Source organism: Litchfieldia sinesaloumensis (genome assembly GCF_900156865.1).
GTDB classification, from domain to species: domain Bacteria; phylum Bacillota; class Bacilli; order Bacillales; family Bacillaceae_L; genus Ferdinandcohnia; species Ferdinandcohnia sinesaloumensis.
The window spans coordinates 3,971,114-3,996,387 of record NZ_LT732529.1 but is presented as its reverse complement, the minus strand read 5'-3'; the positions used below and the strand labels follow the sequence as shown (position 1 = coordinate 3,996,387).

At 39.9% G+C, this 25,274-nt stretch carries 24 protein-coding genes and 1 riboswitch; of the genes, 2 read left to right on the top strand and 22 right to left on the bottom strand.

Going from position 1 to position 25,274, the window contains the following annotated elements; all coding sequences use genetic code 11:
- Positions 1 to 10 precede the first annotated feature (10 nt).
- From ligA to CZ490_RS19595, 6 genes are all read right to left on the bottom strand, one after another.
- A complete protein-coding gene (ligA, locus tag CZ490_RS19620) occupies positions 11 to 2,017 on the bottom strand; it encodes an NAD-dependent DNA ligase LigA (RefSeq protein WP_077620429.1) in 2,007 nt (668 codons plus the stop codon).
- A gap of 19 nt (positions 2,018 to 2,036) precedes the next feature.
- A complete protein-coding gene (gene pcrA / locus CZ490_RS19615; protein WP_077620428.1) occupies positions 2,037 to 4,265 on the bottom strand; it encodes a DNA helicase PcrA in 2,229 nt (742 codons plus the stop codon).
- Between the two features lie 71 nt (positions 4,266 to 4,336).
- Positions 4,337 to 5,023 carry a heptaprenylglyceryl phosphate synthase gene (pcrB, locus tag CZ490_RS19610; protein ID WP_077620427.1) on the bottom strand — a complete coding sequence of 229 codons (687 nt, stop codon included), beginning with the start codon at positions 5,021 to 5,023 and terminating at the stop codon, positions 4,337 to 4,339.
- A gap of 247 nt (positions 5,024 to 5,270) precedes the next feature.
- The gene (locus CZ490_RS19605) at positions 5,271 to 5,573 is read right to left on the bottom strand and encodes a YerC/YecD family TrpR-related protein (protein WP_077620426.1); all 303 of its coding nucleotides are present in this window, start codon (positions 5,571 to 5,573) and stop codon (positions 5,271 to 5,273) included.
- A 26-nt stretch (positions 5,574 to 5,599) separates the two neighbouring features.
- Positions 5,600 to 6,649: a DUF3048 domain-containing protein gene (locus tag CZ490_RS19600; RefSeq protein WP_077620425.1), complete on the bottom strand. Its 1,050-nt coding sequence runs from the start codon at positions 6,647 to 6,649 to the stop codon at positions 5,600 to 5,602.
- Between the two features lie 97 nt (positions 6,650 to 6,746).
- Positions 6,747 to 8,489, bottom strand: coding sequence for an adenine deaminase C-terminal domain-containing protein (locus CZ490_RS19595; protein ID WP_077620424.1), 1,743 nt, complete (start codon positions 8,487 to 8,489; stop codon positions 6,747 to 6,749).
- Between the two features lie 162 nt (positions 8,490 to 8,651).
- On the opposite strand from CZ490_RS19595, the gene CZ490_RS19590 reads away from it, so the two are divergent.
- Positions 8,652 to 8,909, top strand: coding sequence for a YgaP family membrane protein (locus CZ490_RS19590; protein ID WP_077620423.1), 258 nt, complete (start codon positions 8,652 to 8,654; stop codon positions 8,907 to 8,909).
- A gap of 163 nt (positions 8,910 to 9,072) precedes the next feature.
- On the opposite strand, the gene purD is transcribed toward CZ490_RS19590, so the two are convergent.
- The 14 genes from purD to CZ490_RS19520 all read right to left on the bottom strand — a co-directional run bounded on the left by purD (position 9,073) and on the right by CZ490_RS19520 (position 23,301).
- Positions 9,073 to 10,341 (bottom strand): phosphoribosylamine--glycine ligase, encoded by a 1,269-nt coding sequence (gene purD / locus CZ490_RS19585; protein ID WP_077620422.1) that lies wholly within the window; start codon positions 10,339 to 10,341, stop codon positions 9,073 to 9,075.
- A gap of 284 nt (positions 10,342 to 10,625) precedes the next feature.
- Positions 10,626 to 12,164 carry a bifunctional phosphoribosylaminoimidazolecarboxamide formyltransferase/IMP cyclohydrolase gene (gene purH, locus CZ490_RS19580; protein WP_077620421.1) on the bottom strand — a complete coding sequence of 513 codons (1,539 nt, stop codon included), beginning with the start codon at positions 12,162 to 12,164 and terminating at the stop codon, positions 10,626 to 10,628.
- Positions 12,165 to 12,263: 99 nt separating this feature from the next.
- A complete protein-coding gene (gene purN / locus CZ490_RS19575; RefSeq protein ID WP_077620420.1) occupies positions 12,264 to 12,854 on the bottom strand; it encodes a phosphoribosylglycinamide formyltransferase in 591 nt (196 codons plus the stop codon).
- On the bottom strand, positions 12,851 to 13,891 hold the full coding sequence (gene purM, locus CZ490_RS19570; protein ID WP_077620419.1) for a phosphoribosylformylglycinamidine cyclo-ligase: 1,041 nt from the start codon (positions 13,889 to 13,891) through the stop codon (positions 12,851 to 12,853). The genes purN and purM overlap by 4 nt, the downstream gene beginning before the upstream one ends.
- A gap of 34 nt (positions 13,892 to 13,925) precedes the next feature.
- Complete coding sequence (purF, locus tag CZ490_RS19565; RefSeq protein WP_077620418.1) at positions 13,926 to 15,344, bottom strand: amidophosphoribosyltransferase; 1,419 nt, start codon at positions 15,342 to 15,344, stop codon at positions 13,926 to 13,928.
- Positions 15,320 to 17,548, bottom strand: a complete 2,229-nt coding sequence (gene purL / locus CZ490_RS19560; protein ID WP_077620417.1) for a phosphoribosylformylglycinamidine synthase subunit PurL — start codon at positions 17,546 to 17,548, stop codon at positions 15,320 to 15,322. Before purL ends, purF begins: the two co-directional genes overlap by 25 nt.
- Positions 17,532 to 18,218 (bottom strand): phosphoribosylformylglycinamidine synthase subunit PurQ, encoded by a 687-nt coding sequence (purQ, locus tag CZ490_RS19555; protein WP_077620416.1) that lies wholly within the window; start codon positions 18,216 to 18,218, stop codon positions 17,532 to 17,534. The genes purL and purQ overlap by 17 nt, the downstream gene beginning before the upstream one ends.
- On the bottom strand, positions 18,215 to 18,469 hold the full coding sequence (gene purS, locus CZ490_RS19550; RefSeq protein ID WP_077621118.1) for a phosphoribosylformylglycinamidine synthase subunit PurS: 255 nt from the start codon (positions 18,467 to 18,469) through the stop codon (positions 18,215 to 18,217). The genes purQ and purS overlap by 4 nt, the downstream gene beginning before the upstream one ends.
- Positions 18,469 to 19,185: a phosphoribosylaminoimidazolesuccinocarboxamide synthase gene (gene purC, locus CZ490_RS19545; protein WP_077621117.1), complete on the bottom strand. Its 717-nt coding sequence runs from the start codon at positions 19,183 to 19,185 to the stop codon at positions 18,469 to 18,471. The genes purS and purC overlap by 1 nt, the downstream gene beginning before the upstream one ends.
- 58 nt (positions 19,186 to 19,243) lie before the next feature.
- Positions 19,244 to 20,536, bottom strand: coding sequence for an adenylosuccinate lyase (purB, locus tag CZ490_RS19540; protein ID WP_077620415.1), 1,293 nt, complete (start codon positions 20,534 to 20,536; stop codon positions 19,244 to 19,246).
- A gap of 12 nt (positions 20,537 to 20,548) precedes the next feature.
- Entirely contained in the window at positions 20,549 to 21,697 is a 1,149-nt protein-coding gene (purK, locus tag CZ490_RS19535; protein WP_077620414.1) for a 5-(carboxyamino)imidazole ribonucleotide synthase, read from the bottom strand.
- Complete coding sequence (gene purE, locus CZ490_RS19530; protein WP_077620413.1) at positions 21,684 to 22,172, bottom strand: 5-(carboxyamino)imidazole ribonucleotide mutase; 489 nt, start codon at positions 22,170 to 22,172, stop codon at positions 21,684 to 21,686. Before purE ends, purK begins: the two co-directional genes overlap by 14 nt.
- A gap of 216 nt (positions 22,173 to 22,388) precedes the next feature.
- Positions 22,389 to 22,490: riboswitch (purine riboswitch) on the bottom strand.
- A 74-nt stretch (positions 22,491 to 22,564) separates the two neighbouring features.
- The gene (locus CZ490_RS19525) at positions 22,565 to 22,762 is read right to left on the bottom strand and encodes an NETI motif-containing protein (protein WP_077620412.1); all 198 of its coding nucleotides are present in this window, start codon (positions 22,760 to 22,762) and stop codon (positions 22,565 to 22,567) included.
- Complete coding sequence (locus tag CZ490_RS19520) at positions 22,759 to 23,301, bottom strand: DUF2179 domain-containing protein (RefSeq protein ID WP_077620411.1); 543 nt, start codon at positions 23,299 to 23,301, stop codon at positions 22,759 to 22,761. The genes CZ490_RS19525 and CZ490_RS19520 overlap by 4 nt, the downstream gene beginning before the upstream one ends.
- Before the next feature lie 190 nt (positions 23,302 to 23,491).
- Here CZ490_RS19520 and CZ490_RS19515 point away from each other — a divergent pair, with 190 nt between their 5' ends.
- Positions 23,492 to 23,926, top strand: a complete 435-nt coding sequence (locus tag CZ490_RS19515; RefSeq protein ID WP_077620410.1) for an Hsp20/alpha crystallin family protein — start codon at positions 23,492 to 23,494, stop codon at positions 23,924 to 23,926.
- 40 nt (positions 23,927 to 23,966) lie between these two features.
- Here the strand turns inward: CZ490_RS19515 and CZ490_RS19510 are convergent, their stop codons facing one another.
- Together CZ490_RS19510 and CZ490_RS23030 are read right to left on the bottom strand one after the other, a co-directional pair.
- Positions 23,967 to 24,278 carry a DUF3784 domain-containing protein gene (locus CZ490_RS19510; RefSeq protein WP_077620409.1) on the bottom strand — a complete coding sequence of 104 codons (312 nt, stop codon included), beginning with the start codon at positions 24,276 to 24,278 and terminating at the stop codon, positions 23,967 to 23,969.
- A 651-nt stretch (positions 24,279 to 24,929) separates the two neighbouring features.
- Positions 24,930 to 25,061, bottom strand: coding sequence for a hypothetical protein (locus tag CZ490_RS23030; protein WP_268762183.1), 132 nt, complete (start codon positions 25,059 to 25,061; stop codon positions 24,930 to 24,932).
- Positions 25,062 to 25,274: the final 213 nt, after the last annotated feature.

Here is a 25,274-nt window from a genome sequence, read left to right as displayed (position 1 = left end):
CGAGCACCTCTTACTTCCTTAGTTCTTGTACCAGTCTATCCTCATCCCAAATTTCAATTTGAAGCTGTTCAGCTTTTGTAAGTTTTGATCCCGCTGCTTCACCTGCAATCAAAAGATCCGTACTTTTACTAACGCTTCCCGTAACCTTTCCACCAAGCGCCTCAATTTCTGCTTTTGCTTCATTTCTTGACATCTGCTCTAGCTTTCCTGTAAGTACGATGGTCTTTCCTGCAAAGTAGGAATCACTACCTTCTACCGAGACTAGCTTCGGCCCCTTATATTCCATATTAATGCCATATTCACGTAGTTCATTTAATAGGTCATGGACCTCCGGTAGCTCAAAATAGGTGACAATTGCGTCTGCCATTTTTTCACCTATTTCATTGATAGCCGTGAGTTCTTCTCTTGTTGCTACCTGCAATTTCTCCATTATTTCAAAGTGCTGAGCTAACGTCTTTGCTGCCTTTGCTCCAACATGACGTATGCCTAAACCAAATAATAGTTTTTCTAAAGAATTTGCTTTCGAAACTTCAATTGCACTAAGCAAGTTATCTGCTGATTTTTCACCCATCCGTTCAAGTTTAATCAGCTGTTCCTTTGTTAACGTATAAATATCCGCAACATCAGAGATTAGTTGTTCATCAAATAGTTGAGAAATAACCTTTTCTCCTAGGCCATCAATATTCATTGCATTTCTAGAGACAAAATGGATTAAGCCTTCCCGAATCTGTGCAGGGCACTTTGGATTCATACAGCGTAAAGCGACCTCACCATCTAGGCGTACCAACTCACTCTCACATTCAGGACAATGAGTCGGCATTAAAAACTCAATCTCTTCACCCGTTCGGTTTTCAACAAGGACATTTACCACCTCAGGGATAATGTCTCCCGCCTTTTTCACAACAACTGAATCACCTATGCGAATATCCTTTTCACGAATTAAATCCTCATTATGAAGGGATGCACGCTGGACTGTGGTACCTGCAACTCGAACAGGCTCGAGGATAGCTGTTGGCGTAATAACTCCAGTTCTACCAACACTTAACTCGATATCAATCAGCTTCGTTACTACCTCTTCGGCTGGGAATTTATAAGCAATTGCCCATCTTGGACTTTTAGCTGTAAATCCAAGTTCATCTTGTTGATCAAACGAATCAACTTTAATAACAATTCCGTCAATATCATACTTAAGAGATGGACGCTTCTCAGTCCATTCTTTAATATAATCGAGGACTTCCTCAATCGTGGTACACTTTCTGCGTTCAGGGTTTGTTTTAAATCCAACCTTATCAAGCATATCAAGGCCATCACTATGTGAATCGACCCCTAAATTTCGTGTATCTGCTATGCTATACAAAAAGATATCTAGATTACGACTTGCCGCAATTTTCGGATCAAGCTGGCGTAATGAACCTGCCGCTGCATTTCTTGGATTAGCAAATGGCTCTTCCTCATTTTGAAGCCGCACTGCATTTAGCTTTTCAAAGGAATTTCTTGGCATAAATGCTTCTCCACGCACCTCAATATCAATTTCCTTATTTAAACGAAGCGGAATTGAGCGGATCGTCTTCAGGTTAACCGTGATATCTTCTCCAATTGTTCCATCACCACGTGTCGACCCCTGCACGAAGCGACCTTGTTCATAGCGTAATGACACTGCAAGACCATCAATTTTAAGCTCACACACATATGAAAGAGATTCCCCGACGGCTTGGCGGGCTCGACGATCAAAGTCACGTAAATCCTGTTCGTTAAAGGCATTTCCTAAACTTAACATAGGAATTTGGTGTTCTACTTTTTGAAAAGAATCCAGTACCTGTCCACCGACGCGGACCGATGGCGAATCTTCCGTTTTTAATTCAGGAAATTCATCCTCAAGTTGAAGTAACTCACGCATTAATCGGTCATATTCAGCATCTGGTACAGAGGGCTTATCCAACACATGGTATTCGTAATTGTACTGATTTAATAACTCATGAAGTTCATGAACTCGTTGCTCTGCTGCCACTTTTTCCATACATCAAACCCACGCTTTCTTAATTTGACTTAGTGATTGGAGCGAATTTTGCAAGCAATCGTTTGATTCCTGTTGGACTTGGAAATGCGATATCTAGTTCCTTCGATTCTCCTTCTCCTTTTACACTGACAACCGTACCTATTCCCCATTTTTTATGCTCCGCCTTGTCTCCAACTTTCCAGCCAATTTCATCACCACCGGCGGATTGTGTGATAGGCTTTGAGAAAACCTTACGTTCTGGTTGTCTTGATGGTGATGGCGACGAAGAAAACGGAGTCCGCATTTGCTGTCTACGTTGCTCACCTAAATCCTCAATAAGGTTTTCCGGAATTTCCGCAATGAACCGTGATACTGGATTCATTGACGTCCGACCATACAAGGTTCTCATTTGAGCATTCGATAAAAAGAGTTCTTCTTCTGCCCTCGTTATTCCAACATAAGCAAGCCTACGCTCTTCTTCCATCTCTGCCTCTTCCATAAGAGATCGACTATGCGGAAAGACTCCTTCTTCCATGCCCATTAAAAATACAACCGGGAACTCTAGTCCCTTCGCAGAGTGTAGAGTCATAAGAACAACTGCATTATTTTTATCATTCTCATCTTCATCTAGCTTATCAATGTCAGCAACTAAGGCTAGGTCAGTTAGGAAACCGACAAGACTTTTATCATCATTTGATTTCTCAAAGTTTTGCGTAACAGATAAAAATTCTTCAATATTCTCAATACGACTCTGAGATTCAAGTGTTTTTTCTGCTTTTAGTATTTCAACATATTCAATCTTCTCTAATACATTTTCAACCAATTCCGTGACAGAAAGATAATCTTGCATTTGGCCCCAATTATGAATGAGGTCTCTAAATTCACGTAATGATTTCGTGATTTTCGCACTTAAGCCAATTTGCTCAACCTCTTGCAATGCCTGGAACATCGACAAATCTTGTGCAATCGCATAGTTTGCAATTTTATCAATAGAGGTTGCACCCACTCCACGCTTCGGTACATTTATTATTCTAGCTAAGCTAATATCATCGTCCGGGTTTGCAATGACACGTAGGTACGCCAAGATATCCTTGATTTCTTTACGATCATAGAACTTGATACCGCCGACGATTTGGTAATTAATATTGGATTTAAGTAAGACTTCCTCCATTACACGGGATTGTGCATTTGTGCGATATAAAATTGCGATGTCTTTATAGGTACGCTTACCCCCATCTACCAGCTCCCGTATTTTTCCCGCTACAAATTGTGCCTCGCTAGATTCACTATCAGCTCGATAATAAGAAATCTTTTTACCCTCATCGTTTTCTGTCCAAAGATTCTTTGGCTTACGGTTCATATTATTTTGAATAACTTCATTTGCCGCCTGTAAGATTAGCTTTGTTGAACGATAATTTTGTTCAAGCATAATCACTTTTGCACTTTTGTAGTCTTTTTCAAATGAAAGGATATTCGCGATGTCCGCACCACGCCAGCGATAGATCGACTGATCCGAATCACCCACAACGCATAAGTTCTGGAACCGTGAAGCAAGTAGTTTCACGAGCATGTACTGGGCCCGGTTTGTATCCTGATACTCATCTACATGAATATATTGAAACTTACGTTGATAATATTCCAATACATCTGGAACTCGCTGGAATAACTGGATGGTGGTCATAATTAAATCATCAAAGTCGAGAGCTTGGTTTTTGCGTAGTTTCTTTTGGTATAACTTATAGACATCACTGACTATCTGCTCATACATTCCACCCGCAGTTTTCTCATAATCTTCCGGTGTTTGTAGCTCATTCTTTGCACTACTAATGGACCCAAGGATTGAGCGAGGGTCAAACTTTTTAGGGTCAATGTTTTTTTCTTTCAAGATGTTTTTAATAACTGATAATTGGTCGGTTGTATCTAATATTGAAAAATTACGAGTAAATCCCATGCGATCGATATCTCTTCGTAAAATTCGAACACACATTGAGTGGAAAGTTGAAATCCAAATATCCTCAGCTGCACCCCCGAGAATTCCTTGGACACGTTCCTTCATTTCTCGAGCTGCTTTATTTGTGAAGGTAATCGCTAATATATTCCATGGTGCTACTTCCTTTTCCACCATCAAATAGGCAATCCGGTGTGTCAGAACTCGCGTCTTTCCACTTCCCGCTCCAGCCATAATGAGAAGTGGGCCATCCGTTGCTTTAACTGCTTCTTGTTGTTCTGCATTCAATCCTGATAACAATTTGTCACTTAAAAATTGCAACTTCTTCACCGTCCCTTTTTCTTATCGAATGTACGTTCTATTTTAACTGATTTTTAAATCAATTTCCATTACTATCCCTTAACTGCTTGTACTGTTTTTAATGCAGCTTCCAAATCTTCATAAATAATATTCCCAACAATAACTGTATCCGCGTACTGGCTCATTTTTTTTGCTTGCTCCGCGTTTTTGATTCCACCACCATAGAACAATTTTGTCTCATGTAGGGTATTTTTAACAGCCGATACGATTTCTTCATCTCCAAATGCCCCACTATATTCCAGATAAAATATAGGTAATGAAAACATTTTTTCTGCCATCATCGCATACGCTACAACATCATCCTTGGTCAAAGCTGCATTTGCACCAGTTAGCTTTGCGGCTTTGCAATCTTCATTAAGAATACAATAGCCTTGCATAATCATTTCTTCCCAATCCATGACATCTCCATATTCTTTAACCGCTTCATGGTGTAGCCCCATCATCCATCTCGTATCAGTACTATTTAATACGGTTGGGATAAAATATAAATCAAAGCCAGGTGTAACTGACTCAATTGTAGAAATTTCTAATACTACCGGTACAGTATGACGGCGAATTCTAGACATTAGGTTAAGCACATTATCCAATGTCACCCCATCGCTTCCCCCAACGATAATTGCATCCGTACCTGATTCACATACTACATCTAATTGTTCATCACTTATCTCTTTATTTGGGTCTAGCTTAAATACATGTCTCCATTCTCTAAAATCGTACATGAAGATCCTCCATTCATCTTTCCATTTCTCCATTATATCAAAACTAGATGCATCTATTAATACCCACCTAGATTTCGTACTTTTTTCTATTTTATGTTAATAGCATGGACGAACTGAATAGCTCTATTTCTTATAAAACACTTTTGGTTTACTGTGAGTATACTATTATTTAACTATCATCCCATATAAAAAAGCCGAAACCAAAGTTTCGACTTTTTCTATAGTCCCCATTGAATTAAGGGTACAATTATTTTTCTTCCATTTCTTTCACACGATCTAGCGCCATTTGGTATGCATCGTTTCCATAGTTTAAGCAACGCTTTACACGAGAAATAGTAGCTGTACTAGCTCCTGTTTCTGTTTCAATTTTATGATAGGTATTGCCTTCTTGAAGCATTCTTGCCACTTCTAATCGTTGTGCTAATGACTGAATCTCATTGACTGTACATAAGTCATCAAAGAATCGATAGCATTCCTCAAGATTATCTAGTGACAATATTGCATTAAATAATTGGTCTAGTTCTTTCCCTCGTAGTTTATCAATTTGCATAGAGTTTCTCCCTTTTTCAATGTATTCTAGTTCCCAAACGAAACAGAGCCGTCTATTCCCGGTGAAGTTGGGATGATGTTTATCCATGTTTTCCCTGGCACTAAGCCAATTTCACTACCATTCGCAAATGGAACGATACGTCCTTCGACATTTTGCCATTCAACCTCCTGAGATTTACCTTTTTGGAGTAGATACCCTTTACCCCCAGAGGTTACATCAATCGCGCGTCGGCCGTAGTCGTCAATAAAGCGGTGACTCATTTCGACAATTAAGACATTATCGAGTAGAACCGGTGAATTTGATTCACGATCGACTGTTTGATTTCCTCCGCTATAACGCTCGTATTTACCTAGTTCGGCATTGTAATCATACACTGCTGCAAAAGTATCCCTTGATGAATAGGATACGCGAACATGTTCAGCTGTAGCTCCTTCAATATTATTGATTTCGTCTTCAGCTAAAAAAGAGAAGCTAGTTACTTCGTCTTCCATTGAGTATCCTTGTTTTTCTGCCCCTTCAACGATATTTTCAAACGAAATATACGAATTATGTGGAGCTACATTATGGTCAGCCCTCCAAAAAAGAGTGCCATCATAAACCATTCCATTTATGTTATCTATCTTCCCGCTGTTTAAAATTTCCTGAGCCTCTGGGCTCCAGCCATGTGCTACATATAATGCATCAAAGCCTTTACTCAGCTCTATATAATAATCCCTTGCACTTCGGACCGGCCCAATAATCTCAGGCTTCTCACTTTGGAACACCGCAAGGAACCTTGTCACATCACCTTCTGCTAACACCTCGTATACAACATCTGCCATGTGTAGACCAGATTGCGGACGTGCTTGCGGATGATTATTGACCATAACCGCAAATGGGCGACTACTTACTTCTTCATTCGTTTCGATACCTGTTAATGGATACGCGTGTTCAAACTTTGGTTCTTCCTTTTCAATTGGATCAACTTGTTTTGGCTCATGATCATCTTGCTGTTTTACTGTTTCTTTATTACTACATGCTGCTGTGAGAAGCATTAGTGAAATTCCTATACTATATAAAACTTTTACTTTTTTCATTGAGGCACACAACCTTTGTTATAAATAAATCAAATGAACTTTGGTGTATCTGCGCCAGAGTATACCCTGACTGAATAAAGTTAAATCCTTTTATATTTTAACGCATTATTGACGGAAAGAGTACAATTTTGTTCATAACATCATAAATCCCTTGTGGCGTAATCCGGATATATGGCAAATGTGTAGATGATAAAAAGGTTAAGGTATAGATTGGATCACTATGATTGTACCCACGTTCTCGAACTAAACGAACAAACTCCTTTTCAAGCATGCTTAATTCTACAACGGATTTCGCTGATGTTACTCCACCTATATCTAACGGAATCTCATGAAGAAGGGACCCGTTTTCTGTCAAAACAATTCCTCCACCAAGCTCTTTCATCCGATGGAAGGCAAGAAGCATATCATTTTTATTTTTTCCAATTAGTACAAAATCACCCGTATTTGAAAAAGAACTGGCAAATCCTGAAATACGATTCGCAAAACCTTTAATTATCGTGTTTACACGCCATTTTCCATCACGGTCTATTAACATTAGGTAACTCTCATCATGATTCATTGATAATTCATCATAAGAAGCGTCAATCGTAACTGAGTATGGTTTCATGATAACTGCATTTTCCATTTTCATCCCAAAGGGCATTGAGAACTGCAAATCATCAAGCGTTAAATCCCAGTTTATTGAAGGTTTGTCAAAGCCTTCACCTTCCCATGGGAAGTCAGGAAATGCTTGTTTATCCATCTTATCACGCTTCACCCATATTCCTTTGGCAAGAACTGATTCCGGAGTTGGGTTGTCCTTTGCTGATAAAATATTCAGGTTTGCAATTCTTCCAGTTGCAATCATACCATGAAGGTTCTCCATGTTATAATGTCTTGCAACATTAATCGTTGCCATGTTATAGGCATCAATGATTGGTACACCCTTATCAATTGCAATTTTAATCATTCGATCAATGATCCCTTGCTCGTAAAAAGCTGGTGGAGAACCATCTGTCGTAAATATGAATTTATCGTACTGATCAATCCCCATGTCATGAATTTCGTCCAGAATGAGTGGTAAATCGGGACGAATTGACGAATAACGCAATGCCGTTGTATAGCCTTGAAGCAAGCGATTTAATACGTCAGTTCCTGTCATTGACTCATGATCGCTATCGGCACCTAATAACATTAATTTTGCTAATGTTCTTTCTGAAGCACCTGGAAAATGTCCTTCGACCTTTTTTCCAACTCGCTTTACTTCTTGTATCCAGTGTAGCATTAAATCATCACCATCAAGAAGCTTAGGCCACCCTGTTAATTCCCCTCCTTGTAAAACAGTATCATGCTCAAGCCAGCTAAGCACATTACCATTTGAAAAGGCTTGTTCCTCATGGTGGATTTCCGTTTGGGGATCAAAACGACACCACCAGTACATCGTTACAGGAAGGTTCTTCATTTCTCCAATAAAAGAAAACGCTTTCTTTTTTGTCGTTTGCAAAGCAAGTACTAAATTATCATTTATAATCGTTGTCGTACCTGTTTGGGATGCATACTGAGCAAACGAGTGGGGATTATATAAATGAAAAGAATGTGCATGAGGTTCAATGTAACCTGGCACGACAAACTTTCCATCACACTCTACGACTTCACAATCAGTGAGTTTTGATGGAAGTTGCTGACCAACATATACAATGCGGTCTTGATAGATCCATATATGTGCGTTAATCCATTTTTTCAACATTTGATTTAAATAAGTGACATTTTTCAATAAAATCGTTGGTGATTTTTTTCCATCTATAACAGCAACATGTTCTCGTAGTTGCTTATTTTTCCATCGGTATCGTTGCCCAACCATTTAACCATCTCTCCAATCTCTGCCTTCGTTGCATATGGAAGCGCTTTACATTATAGTACCATATTAAATGGTTTACTGCATTAAAGACTTGAAGAAAATTCGCAAGAAATTTTGACAGATTTTTTACTCTTTAGTAATTAAATGTAATTGGGGGATTACAATATGAAACCGAATATTGGAATGATAAATGCATTGATTCGCATTACTTGTGGATTTACCATGCTATCATGGGCGACAGCAAAAATGGTAAAACGTCCTTGGCGAGAAAGCTTTATAATCGTGGCTATGCTTGGAGCGATGAAGGTGGCTGAAGGGATTACCCGCTTCTGTCCACTAACAGCTCTCTTTTATGAATATGTAGAAAAAAAACAAGAAGAATCTACACCACCAAAGGAGTTACCTCCTGTTAATCCATCATAGAAAGTTGAGGTAAGAGGATTATCCTCTTACCTTTTTCCTATTCTTAGGTATCTTTGGACAAGAAAAGGTACTTTCTTGGCGGGGCTTTCCGAAATTTAAGCAACTAGGATTATTTCAAAAATCAAAGCGTGAATTCGGGTATGAATTCACGCTTTGATTTAGCCTACACGAGTTGAGCTTTTATTGCTTTATTGCCGATGTCTCTACGATAAAATAGATTATCACACTTCACTTTTACTATCTCTTGGTAGACTTGTTTTTGAGCTACTTCTAAGTCGTCACCACTTGCCACAACGGTCAATACCCTTCCACCATTTGTAACAAACTGGTCATTCACCATATCTGTTCCCGCATGAAACACAGTAATCGTTTCATCGATATTATTTAGGCCTTCAATGACCGCACCTTTTTCATAGCTATCCGGATAGCCTGTTGAAGCCATCACTACTCCGAGCGTTGCTTGGTTAGACCATTCTAGGGTAATCTCCTTTTGGCCAAGCAAACCTTCGATTACATCAATCAGGTCTGATTTTAACCGAGGGAGGACAACCTGGGTCTCAGGATCTCCAAAGCGAGCATTGTATTCAATCACTTTTGGTCCATTTGCTGTTAAAATTAAACCTGCATAAAGGATACCAGTGAATGTTCTATCCTCAGCTTCCATTCCTTTAACGGTTGGGTTAATAATTGTTTCAATTGCTGTTTGTACGACGTCGTCTGAAATCTGAGGTACTGGGGAATAAGCACCCATCCCTCCAGTATTTGGTCCTTCATCATGATCATAAGCACGCTTGTGGTCTTGTGAAATCACCATTGGGTACGCCGTTTTCCCATCAACAAAGGCCATTAATGAAAATTCTTCTCCAGCAAGAAATTCCTCAATAACAACCTGCGCACTCGCTTCACCAAATTTATTGGCCTCAAGCATTTCATACACACTTGTTAATGCATCATCCAAGGTAAGTGCTACTGTCACACCTTTTCCTGCAGCAAGGCCATCTGCTTTTATGACAATTGGTGCACCTTTTTCTAGGATGTATTGTTTTGCTTCTTCATATGAAGTGAATGTTTCATATGCTGCCGTTGGAATATTGTACTTTTTCATGATTTCTTTTGCAAAGGATTTACTACCTTCAAGTAGAGCTGCTTCCTTTGTAGGGCCAAATATCGCGAGGCCTTCAGCTTGAAATTTATCGACAATACCATTGATTAATGGTACTTCTGGTCCAACAATAGTAAGATCAATTTGTTCCTTTTTTGCAAATTCAATTAAACCATCGAAATCATTTTCATCAATGTTTATTAAAGTTGCGACATCCCTCATACCTGGATTTCCTGGAGCCACATAGACTGTATCTACTTTATGGCTTTGGGCAATCTTCCAAGCGAGCGTATGTTCACGGCCACCGCGGCCAACGATTAGTACTTTCATTTTTTCACCTCATCGAACAAATTTGATGGATTTACATGTTTTCGATGTCTAGCTCCAGCGCCTAGCCCCTCAAGGTCACAAGCCAACCCAGCTTGAAGGTCAAAGAACAACCTTCTAGCTGCTCGTCTTGCTTATCGGACTTGCACAGGACAAGGAACGCTTAGACAGCATTATCATCGCACGAAGAAAATGCAAAGCATTTTCGAGGATGTGCTGACGTCTACGTTTGCCACAGGACGTGGCAGTAGTAAGTAGACGTTCAATAGGCGCTTTCGCTTTTCTATTTAATGTTTAAAATGACGTACTCCGGTAAAGACCATTGCGATTCCGTATTCGTCAGCCTTTTGAATTGATTCCTCATCACGAATTGAGCCGCCAGGCTGGATGATAGCCGTAATACCTGCCTTAGCTGCAGCCTCAACCGTGTCACCCATTGGGAAGAAGGCATCTGAAGCAAGCGCAGAACCTTTTGCTTTTTCACCAGCTTGGTTAATTGCAATACTTGCTGAACCGACACGATTCATTTGACCTGCACCAATACCAATTGTCATATTTTCTTTGGCTAGTACAATTGCATTTGATTTAACATGCTTAACAACTTTCCATCCTAATTTTAAATCAGCCCATTCTTGTTCTGTTGGTTCACGCTTAGTTGGTATAGAGATCGTTGCATCATCGAAACCAAATGCATCTTCATCCTGAACAAGTAATCCCCCACGAACAGATACCAGCTTCTTCTCAACTTTTTGGTCATCAGAAAAATCAACAGTTAGTAAGCGTAAGTTTTTCTTTGAAGAAAGAATTTCAAATGCTTCTTCACTAAATGATGGTGCGATAATAATTTCAAGAAAAATTTCACGCATTTTATGAGCTGTTTGTGCATCAACTTCACGGTTAACCGCAATGATTCCACCAAAAATTGACGTTGAATCGGCTTCATATGCCTTTTGATAAGCTTCCTCAATTGTTGTTCCAACGCCCACTCCACATGGATTCATATGCTTAACTGCAACAGCCGCAGGCTCATTGAATTCTTTCACAATTTGAAGAGCAGCATCAGCATCATTGATATTATTGTAAGATAATTCTTTGCCGTGTAATTGTGTAGCAGATGCAATAGAAACGTGCGTACCTAGTGGTTTTTTATAAAATGCTGCTTTTTGATGTGGGTTTTCTCCGTAACGAAGGTCTTGTTTTTTCTCATACGTAACAGTTAAGGATTCTGGACTTTCTTCACCTGCTGCGTTTGTTAAATAATCAGCGATAACCGCATCATATGCTGCAGTGTGACGGAATACCTTTGCTCCTAAACGAAGCTTTGTTTCTTGTGCAACTTCACCCTTTTCAGAGATTTCTTCAAGTACAGTATCGTAATCTTGTGGATCGACAACTACTGTTACATATTTGTGATTCTTTGCAGCAGAACGAAGCATAGAAGGGCCGCCAATATCAATATTTTCAATAGCGTCCACAAACTGCACGTCTGGTTTTGCAATTGTCTGTTGGAAAGGATAAAGATTTACAACAACTAAATCAATCGGTGTAATATCATGATCTTGAAGTTGTTTAACATGATCTTCGTTTTCTCGAACTGCAAGGAGCCCACCATGGATATTTGGGTGTAATGTTTTTACACGTCCATCCATGATTTCTGGAAAATTAGTTACCTCTGAAATTCCGATTACAGAAAGGCCCGCTTCCTCAAGAGTACGTTTTGTACCGCCTGTTGATATAACTTCAACCCCGTTTTCGATTAAGGCTTTTACAAATGGAACAAGTCCTTGTTTATCTGAAACACTGACTAGTGCACGTTTAATTGTCACGATAATATCGCTCCCTATTGTAGATTTTTGCTCTTCGATGCTAAAAGAGGATGTTCAAAAAGTCCGGTAAAAAATGAACACCTTTAAGTAGAACTTCGGCTAACTTTCGACGGGTCCTTTTTGAGCACTTACTAAAAGTGATTGTACGATTTGTGGGTAGAATTCATGCTCGATTCGGTGTGCTTTTTCGATGATGCTTTCCAGTGTGTCTCCTGGTTCGATCGGTAGCTCCCGCTGTGCAATGATAGGTCCTGTGTCCATACCCTCGTCAACATAATGAATAGTGACACCCGTCTTCTCTACGCCCGCTCGAAACGCCTGACCAATTGCATCCTTACCTGGAAAGGCTGGTAAGAGAGAAGGATGAATATTCACAATTCTGTTTGCATACGCCTTTAGAAGGGTATTACCTATTAATCTCATATATCCAGCCAATACAATTAAGTCTACCTTTTTTTGGCGTAAAATTTCCACAATTTCGGCTTCAAATATCGACTTTTCTGGATAGTCTTTTGGTGAAAAAACAAAAGTTTCTACCCATTCCTTTGAAGCACGATCAATTACTTTTGCACCTGGCTTATCACAAACTAGTAATTCGATTTCCGCCGCAAGTCTACCTTCTTTTATCGAGTCAACAATCGCTTGAAAGTTACTGCCACTACCTGATGCAAATACGGCTATTTTTTTCATACAAGTCCGCCTCCACCAAAGGTTACGCCGCTTCCTTCCTTGATACGACCAATCACATACGCCTTTTCCCCTTGCTCCTCGAGGAGACCAGTAACCTCTTGTAAGTCCGCTTCGTTGATGGCGAGGACCATCCCAATCCCCATATTGAAAATATTAAACATTTCTTTACGATCTAGATTTCCTGTTTCTTCAAGTAAATCAAATATCGGCGGAATCGGCCATGAGCCATAATCAACTTCTGCACCTACACCGTCAGGTAGCATACGCGGAATATTTTCAATAAAGCCCCCACCAGTAATATGGGACATTCCCTTAATTTCGAACTTTTTCATTGCCTTTAACAAAGACTTCACATAAATTTTAGTTGGCTGAAGAAGTTCTTCACCTAACGGACGACCAATACTTTCATACGTTTTATGAAGATCTAAGCCACCTTCTTCAAGTAATACCTTACGTACCAGTGAATAACCGTTACTGTGGATACCACTTGAGGAAAGTCCAATCAGAACATCACCCGGCTTAATAGAAGAACCCGTTACAAGCTTTGATTTCTCGGCAACACCTACTGAAAAACCTGCAAGGTCATATTCGTCTTCACTATACATTCCCGGCATTTCAGCGGTCTCTCCACCAACTAATGCACATCCCGCTTGTTCACAGCCATCGGCAATCCCTTTTACAATCTGTTCGATTTTCTCAGGCTGTGCTTTTCCACAGGCAATATAATCTAAAAAGTATAAAGGCTCAGCACCTTGTACTACGATATCATTTACACACATGGCTACTGCGTCGATTCCAATTGTATCGTGCTTATTCATCATAAAGGCGAGCATCAACTTCGTGCCAACACCATCTGTCCCTGAAACCAGTACAGGCTCTTTTACATTTATCTTGGAAAGGTCAAACATCCCACCAAAACTACCAAGTCCCCCCATAACCTCGGGGCGAATCGTTTTCGCAACATGTTTTTTCATTCTTGAAACAGCCTCATATCCTGCCTCTATGTCAACTCCAGCTTGCTTATAAGCATTTGCCATCGTTATGAACACTCCTACTTTTATAAAGTCAAATTTATGTTAATACCTTTTCATGCGGTAATACGGTATCTGGGAAGATTTCCGTTGGGTATTTTCCTGTAAAACACGCCATACATTGTCCACGTGATTCGCCTTCATAAGGCCTTCCAATTGCTTTTACTAATCCTTCCGGACTTAAAAATGTTAATGTATCTGCGCCAATGAGTTCTCGCATTTCTTCAACTGAGTGGGAAGAAGCAATTAATTCCTCATGTGTCGAGGTATCTATTCCATAGAAGCATGGATTCTTTATAGGCGGTGAGCTAATGCATACATGTACTTCCAAGGCCCCGGCATCGCGAAGCATTTTTACAATTCGACGGCTTGTTGTTCCACGTACGATCGAATCATCCACCATAACAACGCGCTTGCCTTCAACAACACCACGAACTGGTGAAAGTTTCATTTTTACACCTTGTTCACGTAATGACTGAGACGGCTGTATAAATGTTCTTCCTACATACCGGTTCTTAATTAGTCCCAGCTCATACGGAATTCCAGACTCTTCTGCGTAACCAATCGCTGCTGAAATACTTGAATCAGGGACACCGGTAACAATATCAGCATCAATTGGCGCTTCAAGAGCAAGCTGTTTACCTAATTTTTTACGTGCTGTATGAACATTGATTCCATTAATACTACTATCAGGGCGTGAGAAATAAATATATTCCATACTACACATTGCACGATTTGCCATAAGAGAGAAACGTTCTGATTGAATCCCTTCATCATTGATGACAAGTAATTCCCCTGGCTCAACATCTCTTTCAAATTTTGCACCGATAATATCAAAGGCACATGTCTCAGAAGCGACTATCCATGCGTCTCCAAGTCTACCTAATGATAAAGGACGCAGACCATTTGGATCGAGGGCAACAATCATTTTCTTTTCAGTCATAATTAAAAAGGCATAAGCACCTTTTAGCATCGTTAATGCGTTTTTGACACGATCCTTAATTTTTGTGTACCCGCTTTTTCTAGTTAAATGTGCGAGAACCTCTGTATCAGAAGAAGTTTGAAAAATACTACCTTGGTTTTCCAACTGGTGCTTTAGGTCATTTGCATTTACTAGATTCCCGTTATGAGCAATCGCTAGCCCACCTACTTGAGAATGAAAGAGGAGGGGCTGAACATTTTGAATGCCCCCGCCTCCAGCTGTAGCATAACGAACATGCCCAATTGCTGCATTACCTTCTAGTTGTTCAAGTTGGCCATTGCCAAATACTTCATTCACAAGGCCTTCTCCTTTTACAATGCGGAGCTTTTCACCATTACTGACGACAATACCGGCACCCTCTTGACCACGATGCTGTAAGCTGTGTAATCCATAGTACGTTAGTTTAGCTGCATCAGGATGTCCCCAAATACCGAATACACCACATTCCTCATTTAAGCCTTTGAGTTCAGCAAGCATGGGATAGCTCCTTTCCATGTACGTCTAAGATCGTCAACTGGTAGATTGATAAGTTCTTCACCTACTTGATTTTCAATGATAAATGTTCCATCACCTGTTACTTCACCAACTAGATTTGCTTTAACGAGCTGTTCAAATTTCTCTTTGTTTTCCTTTTTCACAGTAACGATAAAACGAGATTGTGTTTCACTGAATAATTCAGTCACTGTTTCACCCTGAATTTGCACCTTCACACCTAAGCCTCTTGCTCCGAATGCTTTTTCTGCTAATGCAACTGCAAAACCACCTTCTGCTACATCATGTGCAGAAGCAATCACACCCGCACGAATAGCAGTTAACACTTGTTGCTGTCTTCTCTTTTCAATCTCTAAATCTAGTTCAGGAACCGGTCCAAAAATCTCGCCGTGAAGTAATTTCTGTAATTCACTGCCCGCGAATTCCTCTTTTGCATCTCCAATCGCATAGACAAGGTCGCCCGCTTCCTTAAAATCCTGAGTCGTTATATGTGATACATCATCAATTAACCCAACCATTCCAATAACCGGTGTTGGATAGATCGCTTTTCCATTCGTTTCATTATAAAGTGACACATTCCCACCAATTACTGGTGTGTTTAATACACGGCATGCCTCACTGATTCCGTCTGCCGCTTTTTCAATCTGCCAAAAAATCTCTGGGTTCTCTGGATTTCCAAAGTTTAGGTTGTCTGTAATCGCTAGTGGTGCTCCTCCAGAACATACAATATTTCTTGCTGCTTCACTTACAGCAATTTGTCCGCCAACTTCTGGATCTAAATAGAGGTATCTAGAATTGCAATCCGTTGTCATCGCAAGAGCCTTCTGTGTGTCACGAATTCGTACAACCGCTGCATCTGATCCTGGAGCCACAACTGTATTTGTACGCACCATGTAATCATATTGGTCATATACCCATTCTTTACTTGCGATTGTTGGTTGAGCTAGTAAATCTAGTAACGTTTGACCAACATTTTCAAGCTTTGGAGCTTCAACCTTCATTTCCTTAAATTCGCGATAACTTGCTGGTTCACTTGACGGCTTATGATACACAGGAGCATCCTCTGCTAACGCATCAACTGGAACGTCCGCGATCACTTCACCCTTGTGTACCAAACGTAGTTGTTTATCGTCGGTTACTTTCCCGATTGCTACAGCTGCTAAGTCGTACTTTTTCACGATATCTTGAATTTCTTGTTCTCTACCTTTTTCAACTACGATAAGCATCCGCTCTTGAGATTCAGATAGCATCATTTCGTATCCAGTCATTCCGACTTCACGCTGTGGAACTAGGTCAAGATTCATTTCAATACCTGAACCTGCTTTACTTGCCATTTCTGCAGAAGAACTTGTTAGTCCTGCTGCGCCCATGTCCTGGATTCCAACAAGAGCATCGGATTTTACGAGTTCTAAGCAAGCTTCAAGCAATAATTTCTCCATAAAAGGATCGCCAACTTGTACTGCAGGACGCTTTGCATCCGAATCTTCAGTAAGTTCTTCAGAAGCGAAGGTTGCACCATGAATACCGTCCCGTCCTGTTTTGGCTCCAATATACATGACTGTGTTGCCAACACCTTTTGCCTGGCCCTTTTGAATATCTTCATGGTTAATAAGTCCAACACACATTGCATTTACAAGTGGATTTCCTTCATAGGAAGCATCAAACTGAACTTCCCCACCAACTGTTGGAATTCCGATACAGTTTCCGTATCCAGCGATCCCTGCCACGACTTCTTCAAACAAGTACTTCACTCTTGGGGAAGTGAGTTCACCAAACCGAAGCGAGTTTAATAGAGCAATCGGACGTGCTCCCATCGAAAATACGTCACGAATGATACCACCCACACCTGTTGCAGCCCCTTGATATGGTTCAATTGCAGAAGGGTGATTATGACTTTCAATTTTAAAAACAACCGCCTGGTTATCGCCAATATCAACAATACCTGCTCCTTCACCTGGCCCTTGAAGAACACGCTCACCAGTGACAGGAAACTTTTTTAATACAGGTTTTGAGTTTTTATAGCTACAATGCTCAGACCACATTACGGAGAATAATCCTGTCTCTGTATAGTTTGGTAGTCTCCCGATTATCTTTTCGATTAGTTCAAACTCCGAATCACTTAGACCCATTTCACGATATACTTTTTCTTGCTTAATTTCCTTCGGACTTGGTTCAAGAAGTAACGACATGTGCTGACCTCCAACTTTTCACAATTGATTGAAACAATTTAATTCCATCTGCACTACCCAATAATTCCTCAACCGCTCTCTCAGGGTGTGGCATCATTCCAAGAACATTTCCTCTTTCGTTCGTAATACCCGCAATATCTGCAATACTACCATTTGGATTAGTTCCGTTATATGTGAATGCAATCTGATTATTTTCTTGTAATCTAGCAAGTGTTTGTTCATCACAATAGTAGTTCCCTTCACCATGTGCAATCGGGATTGTAATAACCTCACCTGCTTGATATTCAGAAGTAAACATAGATTTATTATTTTCAACACGTAGCTCTACTGGACGACACATAAACTTTAGCTTTTCATTACGACGCATTGCACCGGGTAATAGACCGGCCTCTAATAAAATCTGGAATCCATTACATACACCAAGTACTGGTTTACCAGCCTTTGCTGCTTTTATAACCTCATCCATGACATTTGAAAAACGAGCAAGCGCACCTGTTCTTAGGTAGTCTCCATAGGAAAATCCACCAGGAAGTAAAATACCATCGAACTCGTCAAGATTCGTTTCATTATGCCATACGTACTCCACTTCTTCACCAAGCGCATCCTTTATCGCATGATACATATCTACATCACAGTTTGAACCCGGAAACACGATTACGGCAAACTTCACAGCGAGACAACCTCCTCAACTTCATAACGGTAGTCTTCAATCACTGTATTCGCTAATAGTTTCTCACAAATCTCCTTCACCGTTTGATCTAAGTTAGCTACTGATTCATCTATAGTTAATTCCATATATTTACCGATACGAACATCCTTAACTTCTTGATAATTCAGTTGGTGCAGGGATCCCTTTACAGCACTTCCTTGTGGATCTAATACACTCTCGCGTAGAGTTACATATACTTTTACTTTGTACATCATGCTATTTTTCCTCCTAGTCGATTTAAAATTTCCGTATACGCATCGGTTACGTTACCAAGATCTCTACGGAATACATCTTTATCAAATTTTTCATTCGTTTCAATATCCCACAAACGGCAAGTATCAGGTGAAATCTCATCTGCAAGTATAATTTCTCCGTCTTTCGTTACACCAAATTCAAGTTTAAAATCTACTAACCTAATTTGGATGTTTAAAAAGAAAGTCTTTAATACGTCATTGATGTTAAGAGCTTGTTTTTTTATTTCCTGTACCTGATCCATTGTTGCAAGTTTCAGGACATCAATATGATCTTCATTCAGAAGTGGATCTCCAAGTTCATCATTTTTATAATATAACTCAACAATTGGCCTTGCTAAGTTTGCACCCTCTTCAATACCAACTCGTTTTGAAAAGCTCCCTGCAACTACGTTCCGAACAACTACCTCGAGCGGAATAATCGATACATGTTTTACGAGTTGCTCTGTTTCAGAGATTTTACCGATAAAATGTGTTTTGATGCCCTCAATATGAAGCTTCGAGAATATCATGCTTGTAATATCGTTATTCAAGCGACCCTTACCAGCAATTTCTGCTTTTTTTTCACCATTAAATGCTGTTGCCGCATCCTTATATTCCAATAAAACGATAGATTCCTCTGCGGTTTTATAGACTTTTTTAGCCTTTCCTTCATACAACAAACCAAGCTTCTTCACGTCCATTTAGCACTCCTCCTAAACAATACAGACCAAATTCCACTTCCTATATTTCTGCTTATAACCCTAATCGTTCAAAAATCATGTCTACATGCTTAATATGGTAGTTATAATCAAAACAATCATCAATTTGTGCTGGAGCTAGACGGCTCGTAATTTTTTCCTCAGCCTCAATTAGTTCTCGGAAAGGTACTTGCTTTTCCCATGCCTCCATTGCTTTAGGCTGCACCGTATCATATGCTTCTTCTCTTGTTAAACCAGAGTCTATTAATGCTAATAAAACACGTTGTGAGTATATTAACCCGAGTGTTCGATCCATATTTCTCTTCATATTCTCCGGAAATACAGTTAAATTCTTAACGATGTTTCCAAAACGGTTTAGCATATAGTTTAGTGCTATCGTTGCATCCGGTAGAATAATTCGTTCTGCGGACGAATGTGAGATATCACGCTCATGCCAAAGTGGCACATTTTCATAAGCTGTCATCATATAGCCACGAATCACACGAGCCAATCCTGTCATATTCTCAGATCCAATTGGATTACGTTTATGTGGCATTGCAGAAGAACCTTTTTGTCCCTTCGCAAAAAACTCTTCAACTTCCCTAGTTTCACTCTTTTGTAAACCACGAATTTCAACGGCAAATTTCTCAATTGAGGTAGCAATTAGCGCTAATGCTGACATATAGGCTGCATGACGGTCACGTTGTAATGTTTGTGTTGAAATTGGCGCTGGTGATAAACCTAATTTTTCACACACATACGTTTCAACAAATGGGTCGATGTTGGCATAGGTGCCAACCGCACCCGAAATTTTACCGAACTGAACGCCCTCCGCTGCAAGCTCAAAGCGTTCTAAATTGCGTTTCATTTCCTCATACCACAAGGCTAGCTTTAAGCCAAATGTTGTAGGTTCTGCATGAACACCATGTGTACGCCCCATCATTACCGTGTATTTATGTTCTTTTGCTTTTTCACCTAGGATACTGATGAAATTTTTAATATCCTTACGCAAAATATCATTTGCTTGTTTAAGTAAATATGATAAAGCTGTGTCAACGACATCTGTTGAGGTTAAGCCGTAATGAACCCATTTCCTTTCATCCCCTAGAGTTTCCGAGACAGCTCGTGTAAACGCCACAACATCGTGTCTTGTTTCCTCTTCAATTTCATTAATTCGATTCACATCAAACGATGCATTTTTTCGGATTAAGTCAACATCTTCTTTTGGGATTTCACCTAGCGCTGCCCAAGCTTCACAAGCTAAAATTTCAACCTCTAGCCATGCACGAAATCGATTCTCCTCGGTCCAAATGGACCCCATTTCTTCTCGAGTGTAACGTTCAATCATCACTTTTCCTCCTCATACGCGAGCAATGTAAGATCCATTCATAATATCCAAGGATTCTGACTTAAGCAAAGCCTCTTCCACCGAATTCCCTAAGACGTTGATATGACCCATCTTTCTCTTTATTTTCGCCTCATTTTTTCCGTATAAATGAACCTTCACATTAGATAGAAGCGACACTTTATCAAGCAATAACTGAAGATGTTCGCCTAATATATTCGTCATTACAACTGGTCGTAATAATGTTGTTTCCCCAAGAGGCCAATTACAAACGGAGCGAACATGCTGCTCAAATTGAGACGTTTCACAAGCCTCAATCGAATAGTGACCGGAGTTATGCGGGCGTGGTGCCAATTCATTGATATAGATTCTTCCATCCTCTGTCACGAACATTTCAACTGCTAGCGTTCCTACTAGTTTGAATTCAGTAGCAAGTTTCATTGCTATTTCTTTTGCCGTAGCCCCTGTTTTTTCTGGTATTCTCGCTGGAACTATAGATTGGTGTAGGATATTTTCAACATGAACGTTTTCCGCAACTGGAAAGGTTTTTACCTCTCCTGCAGGATTCCTTGTGACAATCACAGAGACTTCCTTTTGAAAGGGAACCCATGCCTCCAAAATGCATTTGCCCGAATCAAGAAGTTTTTCTGCTTCTCCGATATCTTCCTTCTGTTTCATTACAAACTGTCCCTTACCGTCGTATCCTCCACGGCATGTTTTTAAAACGGAAGGGAACCCAATTGTCTCCACTGCCTCAGCCAATTGTTGCTTATTTTCAACTAGTCGAAATGGCGCAACTTCTAGGCCAAGCTTTTGAATTGCTTCCTTTTCCGTACCTCGATCTTGCGTTATTTTTAATAAATGACTGCCCTGCGGCAAATTTGCATTCTCTTCAAGCCACGTAAGGGCTTCATAATCTATATTTTCAAATTCATACGTTATTACATCACTCACACTTGCTAACTGCTTTATGGCTTCAAGGTCATCATATTGGGCCGTAATCTCGATGTCTGATACTTGCCCACAAGGCGAGTTCGGTGTCGGATCTAGCACTGCTACGAAAAAACCCATTTCCTTAGCTGAAATTGCCATCATTCTACCTAGCTGACCACCGCCAATAATCCCTATCGTCTGGCCTGGTAAAATTCGATTATTCAAGTTCATCACTACTTTCTAGTACTTGAATTCTTCTAGCTTCTCTTATATTTACAAGCTTCTGATCCCACTCTGGATTCGAAATTCCTAGAATTGAAGCCGCTAATAATCCTGCATTTATAGCACCTGCTTTGCCAATCGCAACCGTAGCAACTGGCACTCCACCAGGCATTTGTACGATGGAAAGCAATGAATCAAGACCATTCAATGCTCTCGATTGAACTGGTACTCCTATAACTGGTAAAGTTGTTTTTGCTGCTACCATTCCAGGTAAATGGGCCGCACCGCCTGCCCCTGCAATAATGACCTTAATGCCTCGCTCTTTTGCATTTTGTGCATATTCAAACATAAGGTCTGGTGTACGATGAGCAGAAACCACCTTTTTTTCAAAAGGAATCCCTATCTCATCAAGAATATTGCAAGCTTCCTTCATCGTTTCCCAATCTGAAGTACTTCCCATAATTACACCAACTACTGGATTCATAAGATCCTCCTTAAATTGAAAGCCCAAGGCCCTATCATCCAATAAGCGTAAGACAAGTAGCAGATAGAAGGTTCCTTTTCTCCTTCAGAAGCGATTGCCTTTTGGTTCAATGACAGTGCCTATAGCTGACTTTAAATATAAAAAATGCCCAGGCAAAGACTGATTTCCGAAAAGGGAAAGCAATCCTACCTGAGCATTCTATGTCCAAGAATAGGTAAAATAATACTTTTCCCTCATAGTCCAATAATTTACGGTTATCGGGTAGAAACTTATGGGCCATATTCCCAAGATTATATGAGGTATTTTATCTAACCTAATCTTAACAACAGTATTCAGTAATTGTCAATTATTATCGAACAATTTATCCTATTATTATTTTTAATGTTCGTGTTTTACTGTAGTTTTCCTTCAAAAACAATCCTTCTCCCACAAGGCTCTACTGCAATCTCTCCATTACGCTCGGTTTCCTGAAAGATTGGTTCCTCCATTCTTCTTACCGGAAAATAACCTTCAGCCTTCATCCGGTCCAAACATTGGTCGATCGTTTCATTATCCCTAACTTCAAACTTTTGTTTCTTTGGCTTGTTCATGTTTCTAGTTTCCCTCTCTTTACAGCCTTCACCCAGAATCCACCGTGTATAGATTTCGGCTCATACGTAATCAAAAACGCTTTCGGGTCCAAATCTGTAATGGTTTTATATAATTTCATCTCATATTTGCGCGGGGTTAAAATTGTCATGGACAATCTTTCTCCCTCTTTCCCTTCGGTTGACCAACTCGTAACCCCGTATCCCTCAGCGCGCAATCGTTTCGGTAATTCCATTTCATATTCCTTTGTTATTACATTAACTGTAATATATCCAAGCGCAAGCTTTTCTTCTATCTTCATCCCGACAATTACACCGATTCCGTACCCAACAGCATATGCAACTAAGTTTTGAATCTGATTTAAGTTATCAAGCACCAAACCAAGACCAACTACATAAATTACGACCTCGACAGTACTTATTAACGCCGCTAAATAACGTTGCCCCTTCAGTGTTAGAATCATCCTAATCGTAAAGAATGACACATATACAATATTTATGACTAGTATAATGATGACCATTACATATGCATTACCTAACATTTAAATTTAAATCCCCCTTCGAAAACCTCACTTTACTTATCTTGCCAAAGATTACATTGTACTAAACATTTTCCCTAAATGATATCACCTAAAACATCATTTCGATAATTTATTTATAGGCACCTACCTACTTCCAATTCATATACTACTTTAGAGGAATTATGTACTAGTGAGGAGGGAATAACAGCCCATGAAAATGGACCAATTTAAAAATATGAATAATTGGCGAAAGCAATGGGATCACTTTTTTGGTGATGAGTTTTGGAATGAATTCACCCCATTCTTCGACAATGCCCATTCCCAGCTAAATGTCTATCAAGGTGAAAACGAACTTTTAGTTGTCTTGAGCCTTCCTGGACTAGTGAAGGTTGAGGATGTCGACATATTCGTTAACCATCAAACACTGGAGGTCCGTGGAAAAATCAATTTGAATTTCAAAGGATTTGATCTCATCCAAGAAGGCATCTTCCAAGGGAAATTCGAACGTGAAATACAACTCCCTTATACGGTTAAAGAAGACCGCATCAAAGCAAGCTACAAACGAGGACTCCTACTTATTCACCTTCACAAGCAAATCCCTGATGATTCCCGCATAAGAGTCGAAGTAAAAGATGCTGAGAGTTAACAAGAAAATCCCCTAACCATTCAGTAGGGGATTTGTTTAATTAGATATCGCTTGGTTTATTTAATTTATTTACATATATGAGTAAGGCTGCCGTTCCAATTACAATAATTGCTCCAAAAAGAAGTCCAAACATCTCACTAATGAACTCTAAACCAAACGGAAGTATTATGGTTAGTAAACCAGTTATAATCGTAAAAAATCCCACGGCTTTAGCTAACTTTTCCTTATCCCCTTTAAAGGTTTCTTCATTATAACCAGCAATTAAAGATAGTTGCTTCTTCTTCCATACTAATAACCCCATTAATATACATATGAGACCAACAATAAAACATGTGATAAATCCAGCTAGCAATGAGAAAGCCTCCTTTTGTATTTGTCTGATAAGGTAATTTACGGTTATGAGTAGTAAAGGTTTCAGGATATTTGGGATTTCTGTTTTCAACTAGGTGTGGAACCTGTTAATGAGTTTGCTAGTGGTTCGGTGTTACCTATACTTTTCCAAGTGCATGCCACTATAAGGGGTTTTCTGGTTCGGCGTTCCCTATTTTCTTCCATTTGCATACCACTATAATGGTTTTACTGGTTCGCTGTTACCTATTTTCTCCCATTTGCATACCACTATAATGGTTTTACTGGTTCGCTGTTCCCTATTTTCTTCCATTTGCATACCACTATAATGGTCATACTGGTTCGCTGTTACCTATTTTCTTCCATTTACATACCACTATAATGGTTTTACTAGTTCGCTGTTCCCTATTTTCTTCCATTTGCATACCACTATAATGGTCATACTGGTTCGCTGTTACCTATTTTCTCCCATTTGCATACCACTATAAGGGTTTTACTCGTTCGCTGTTACCTATTTTCTCCCATTTGCATGCATAATTCCTGGATTACTTTTTCGAAATTTCCTGTACTATCAAATGCGGGTGCTTTAGTTACTCTAAAACCTTCGGTTTTCTCACAAAAAAAGATCAACCCTAAGGTTGATCTTTTCCAGTGCCTAGCGACGTCCTACTCTCACAGGGGCAATGCCCCAACTACCATCGGCGCTGAAGCTTAACTTCCATGTTCGGTCGCCGGCTTCCGATGAGCGGCAGATTTCTGCGTCAGCTGCACTCCCTCCAATCCTCATGTACGTTGTACATTCCGGTTGTCGCTCACTTGCTTCCTTGAACTCTTTGCTCCTCGAAACCCGCCGTACTTTGATTTCTTTCTGTACCTATTTTAAAGATTTTTAAAACCTTCGGTTTTCTCACAAAAAAAAAATCAACCCTAAGGTTGATCTTTTCCGGTGCCTAGCGACGTCCTACTCTCACAGGGGCAATGCCCCAACTACCATCGGCGC

What these genes read in the sequence shown, in the direction of transcription:
- ligA (WP_077620429.1), bottom strand. Translation starts at nt 2,017, where the DNA reads ATGGAAAAAGTGGCAGCAGAGCAACGAGTTCATGAACTTCATGAGTTA.
- pcrB (WP_077620427.1), bottom strand. Translation starts at nt 5,023, where the DNA reads ATGTACGATTTTAGAGAATGGAGACATGTATTTAAGCTAGACCCAAAT.
- CZ490_RS19605 (WP_077620426.1), bottom strand. Translation starts at nt 5,573, where the DNA reads ATGCAAATTGATAAACTACGAGGGAAAGAACTAGACCAATTATTTAAT.
- CZ490_RS19600 (WP_077620425.1), bottom strand. Translation starts at nt 6,649, where the DNA reads ATGAAAAAAGTAAAAGTTTTATATAGTATAGGAATTTCACTAATGCTT.
- CZ490_RS19595 (WP_077620424.1), bottom strand. Translation starts at nt 8,489, where the DNA reads ATGGTTGGGCAACGATACCGATGGAAAAATAAGCAACTACGAGAACAT.
- CZ490_RS19590 (WP_077620423.1), top strand. Translation starts at nt 8,652, where the DNA reads ATGAAACCGAATATTGGAATGATAAATGCATTGATTCGCATTACTTGT.
- purD (WP_077620422.1), bottom strand. Translation starts at nt 10,341, where the DNA reads ATGAAAGTACTAATCGTTGGCCGCGGTGGCCGTGAACATACGCTCGCT.
- purN (WP_077620420.1), bottom strand. Translation starts at nt 12,854, where the DNA reads ATGAAAAAAATAGCCGTATTTGCATCAGGTAGTGGCAGTAACTTTCAA.
- purM (WP_077620419.1), bottom strand. Translation starts at nt 13,891, where the DNA reads ATGGCAAATGCTTATAAGCAAGCTGGAGTTGACATAGAGGCAGGATAT.
- purF (WP_077620418.1), bottom strand. Translation starts at nt 15,344, where the DNA reads ATGCTTGCTGAACTCAAAGGCTTAAATGAGGAATGTGGTGTATTCGGT.
- purL (WP_077620417.1), bottom strand. Translation starts at nt 17,548, where the DNA reads ATGTCGTTACTTCTTGAACCAAGTCCGAAGGAAATTAAGCAAGAAAAA.
- purS (WP_077621118.1), bottom strand. Translation starts at nt 18,469, where the DNA reads ATGTACAAAGTAAAAGTATATGTAACTCTACGCGAGAGTGTATTAGAT.
- purB (WP_077620415.1), bottom strand. Translation starts at nt 20,536, where the DNA reads ATGATTGAACGTTACACTCGAGAAGAAATGGGGTCCATTTGGACCGAG.
- purK (WP_077620414.1), bottom strand. Translation starts at nt 21,697, where the DNA reads ATGAACTTGAATAATCGAATTTTACCAGGCCAGACGATAGGGATTATT.
- purE (WP_077620413.1), bottom strand. Translation starts at nt 22,172, where the DNA reads ATGAATCCAGTAGTTGGTGTAATTATGGGAAGTACTTCAGATTGGGAA.
- CZ490_RS19525 (WP_077620412.1), bottom strand. Translation starts at nt 22,762, where the DNA reads ATGAACAAGCCAAAGAAACAAAAGTTTGAAGTTAGGGATAATGAAACG.
- CZ490_RS19520 (WP_077620411.1), bottom strand. Translation starts at nt 23,301, where the DNA reads ATGTTAGGTAATGCATATGTAATGGTCATCATTATACTAGTCATAAAT.
- CZ490_RS19515 (WP_077620410.1), top strand. Translation starts at nt 23,492, where the DNA reads ATGAAAATGGACCAATTTAAAAATATGAATAATTGGCGAAAGCAATGG.
- CZ490_RS23030 (WP_268762183.1), bottom strand. Translation starts at nt 25,061, where the DNA reads ATGAGGATTGGAGGGAGTGCAGCTGACGCAGAAATCTGCCGCTCATCG.